The organism is Microcoleus sp. BM001215392 (genome assembly GCF_036700185.1).
In the GTDB taxonomy this organism is placed as follows: domain Bacteria; phylum Cyanobacteriota; class Cyanobacteriia; order Cyanobacteriales; family Microcoleaceae; genus Microcoleus.
In genome coordinates, this window is record NZ_JAUBOJ010000539.1 from 1 (window position 1) to 3,810 (window position 3,810).

A 3,810-nucleotide genomic window follows, 5' to 3' on the forward strand; every position below is an offset into this window, starting at 1 on the left:
TTGGATGTGGAAGCCACAGTTAACCAGATTGGGCGACAGGGCATTTTGTTAAGTCCGGTGTTGGTACCGCGTCGGGTAAATCGATCGCAATTACTGTTATTAATCGATCGCGACGGTTCGATGGTGCCGTTTCACGATTTGTCCCACCGGTTGGCAGAAACGGCGGTCCGAGGCGGGCGTTTGGGCAATGCTGGCATTTATTATTTTCAGAATTGTCCGGTGGAGTATCTATACCATGACCCCTATCAGTTGGAAGCAGAGAAAATCGATCGCTTGCTGGCTAACCTGCGGCCTGAGAAGTCTGCTATGTTAATTTTTAGCGATGCTGGGGCGGCTCGCGGGGGTTACAGTGAGGAAAGGGTGGAGTTGACGGCGGCGTTTCTCCAGCAAATTAAGACAAAGGTGCGGTATGTAGCTTGGCTAAATCCGATGCCGGAGTCGCGCTGGGAGGGGACGACTGCGGGTAAGGTGGCGCGTTTAGTGCCGATGTTTGAGATGGCGCGGCGGGGATTGCAAGATGCGATCGGCTTGTTGCGGGGAAAGAGTCAGAATTCGGTTTTTTTTGGGACTGAATAAAGGGGGATGAAATGAAACCTGAAGTAGCCCGCAGACGGATTGAAGCTTTCGAGAGGCGTTTTGGAAAAACGCACTTAAATTTTGCGTGTCATGCGGCATTTCCCTTGGCTTTGACACCGGATTTGTTATACAAGTTGTGGGCGAATTTCCAGCGAGATATTCACGGGTTTGTGTTAGGAATTCCTTGGGTAGCTGTGGCAGATATGCTGCTTTCGAGTTTGTGCGACGAGGTAGGGCGAGAACTTTATGAAATGGATACGGCGGTGCGAAATTCGCTGTTGAATCGATTGAAAGAGGATGAGAATTTTGGTCAGCAGCGGATTAATGAGTTGTCTGATTTTCTGTTAGTTTACGTGCAGCAGCAACTTCAGAGTAATGACTTAGAGGTGCGGGATTTCGCTCAGGCTCAGCGGTGGACGGCTTTAGCTTATGTAAAACCAGAAGAGGCTGCTTATGAACTAAAATTAGCACTTGAACAAGCATATCTGCAGGACAAATCTGAGGGAGTGCGACTAGCGTCTTTGATAGAGACTTTCACAGAACCGCTAGCTGGGTTCGAGCCTTTATTAGTTTTAGCAAGTGAAATCGGGAAAGGAAAGCACGTAGATGACGATCGGCTTAAAAAACAGGGTGGCAAAGGTAGTACAGAGATTCATTACAGTCGATTTGCTGAACCCAAACAAAAAGTTGTCAAGTTAGCTATCCTCACATTCGTTGGTAATTTTGATATAGGATTTAATGTCTTGCTTGAAATTAGCTTAGAAGGTGATATTCCCTTCATTAAGCATAGAGGTAGGCTACCCTCAACGTCAGAAATTCCCCATCGCTATCAAAACTGGCAATACCTTTATAGGAGAAGTCAAAATTTTATACGGCTTGAAAAAGCTAAAGGAATAATAACTAACATGGGTCCTGATGATCTGCGGATTGCAGCCCAATTACTACAAAAAGATCTAAATAATTGGCTTATATCAAACTCGTTTCAGCTTATTCGAGATGAAATACTTAATATTTTATCACACTCTGATGAAGTGCGAGTAATAATTAAAGCTGAAGACAACTTACTGCGCCGATTGCCTTGGCATCTGTGGGATATATTAGACCATTTTCCTCAAATTGAAGTAGCTATCAGTGCTAGAGTAACTGAACGAGTGCAAACAAAACACTTTTTTCGTCGCAAAGTTCGCATCTTAGCTGTTCTAGCTGATAGCCACTTAATTGATTATAGAGTGGAGAGGAAAATTATTAAAGAATTGGAGGCAGAAACATTATTTTTGGTAGAGCCTAGCAAACAAAATCTCTATGAAAACATTAGGGATGAAAAGGGTTGGGATATTTTTTTCTTCGCCGGACATGGTTTGAGAACAGTAGATGTTGATACTGGAATCCTGTGTATAAATCCACATGAAAGCTTAACCATCAGCGAACTAAAAGATGGTTTTAAGCCATCTATTGAACGTGGATTACAACTAGGTATATTCAATACCTGCGAAGGAGTAGGCTTAGGGAAAGCAGAGTTTGGTGACTTAGGGATTCCACAAATTATTACCATGCGAGATGTGGTGAGTGATGTATTAGCCCAACGCTTTTTAGAGTATTTTATTGGTGCTTTTTCAAAAGGTACGTCTTTGTACCTTTCAGTAAAACAGGCAAGGGAGGGGTTGCAAAAATTAGAAGGTGAGAATCCTTGTGCTAGTTGGTTGCCAGTAATTGTTCAAGATCCAGCAGTCACACCTCCGACTTGGAGCGATCTATCACCTCATTTCTCTACTCTCCGTACAAAAATCACAGATAAGGAACTTCTGAAAGCTGCCATCAGCGATCTAGGTATTAAGGTTAAAATTAATGATTACGTGCGGGGGAGGAAAAATATGAGAACTCGGGCTGATATTGTGGCTGTTCTGGAAAAAGATTGCGATCTAGGCTGGTGTCAAAACTCGGATGGGAGTTTTGATCTCATCGCTGACTTGTGGGGAATTGCAAAAAACTACAATCAAACAGAACTAGTTTACGCTATAAATACTAGATATAGTTTTTATTTTTTTCAGCAAAAAGAACCAAATAATTATAAGATATTAAAATCCTACTTAGAAAATGTTTTACAAAGAGGAACTCTACAAGAAGAGCAAGAGGTTATCATTTATACGGCTGCTTGGTTGCAAACACATACTGATGATTTTGAGGCGCGTCAGCAGTACCTTAAATTAGTAGAAAAATGTGGAACTGTAGAACAGCAGAATGACGCAATTTCCCAAACGGCTGCTTGGCTGCAAGAACATCCCAATAATTTAGAAATTCGCGAACAATATCTCGCTCTCGTTAAAAAATTAGGAATACCAGAACAGGAACAAAAAGAACTTTCTGTAAGTTCTCCTACCCATTCTTTTCGGGTTGGACAAGTTTTAGAAGCGAAGGTTACTAGAATTAAAGGAAACAAAGTTACTTATGAGATTCTCGGAACAATTAAGCTAACAGAGAAAGAACCAAAGAATTCAAAAGACTTATTAGAGAATCAAATTGTTCAAGTTAAAATTATCCAACTTAAGGAAGATGGTACACTTAAAAAAGTGAAGAAGTTAGATTAGTTTTATAGTTAATTTTTCATTTGACCGAGCAAGCTACTCACTTAATTTCAATAAATATCGCTCCTTAGCTACCCAAATGGAACGCCTAGAGTCGCCTATTTTCTATATTGCTTTGGGGAGCCTGATCGCCATTGTGAATCCAGAATGCTGTAGCATATAGCAAGTCTAAATGATTCACAAAATTTTATTAAATACAATGGTTATGGATTATAATAATACTTGTATACTGGAGATTAGCGAAAAAAAAACAATATGTCTGAGCAGCAATATTTACAAGAGTTAAGTGATTTTATCGAGAGTAACCCCGACCCCAGAGAACTGAAGCGAGCTTTAGCAGTAATGATGTGGATTAAGGGCATACCTTGTTCGGAAATTCAAAAAATATTAAATGTATCAGCAACATTTATCAGTCAATTCAAAATGAAATTTATCGAAAATGGAGTTGAAGAATTAAAACTGAGGCATCAAGGATCAAAAGCATATCTAAGTCCAGCACAACGCCTAGATACTATTAATTACTTAGATACTCTTGAGTATTTGAGCTTACAGGAGTTTCGGGAATATATAGAGGACAAATATGATGTTCGCTTCAAATCAAATCAAAGTTATTATACATTACTTGATGAAGCCAAGATTAGCTGGAAGAAAA

General features: G+C 40.3%; 1 protein-coding gene and 3 pseudogenes. All 4 read left to right on the forward strand.

All coding sequences use genetic code 11. From position 1 onward, the window contains the following. A pseudogene (locus QT974_RS32225) lies at nucleotides 1-576 on the forward strand (CoxE); the annotation flags it as partial. Nucleotides 577-1,481: 905 nt separating this feature from the next. Continuing rightward, a pseudogene (locus QT974_RS32230) lies at nucleotides 1,482-2,249 on the forward strand (CHAT domain-containing protein); the annotation flags it as partial. 36 nt (nucleotides 2,250-2,285) lie between these two features. After that, nucleotides 2,286-2,609: pseudogene (locus QT974_RS32235) on the forward strand (DUF1257 domain-containing protein); the annotation flags it as partial. A gap of 804 nt (nucleotides 2,610-3,413) precedes the next feature. After that, nucleotides 3,414-3,810, forward strand: a 397-nt coding sequence (locus QT974_RS32240; RefSeq protein ID WP_442933234.1) for a helix-turn-helix domain-containing protein, incomplete at its 3' end; no start/stop codon positions are given.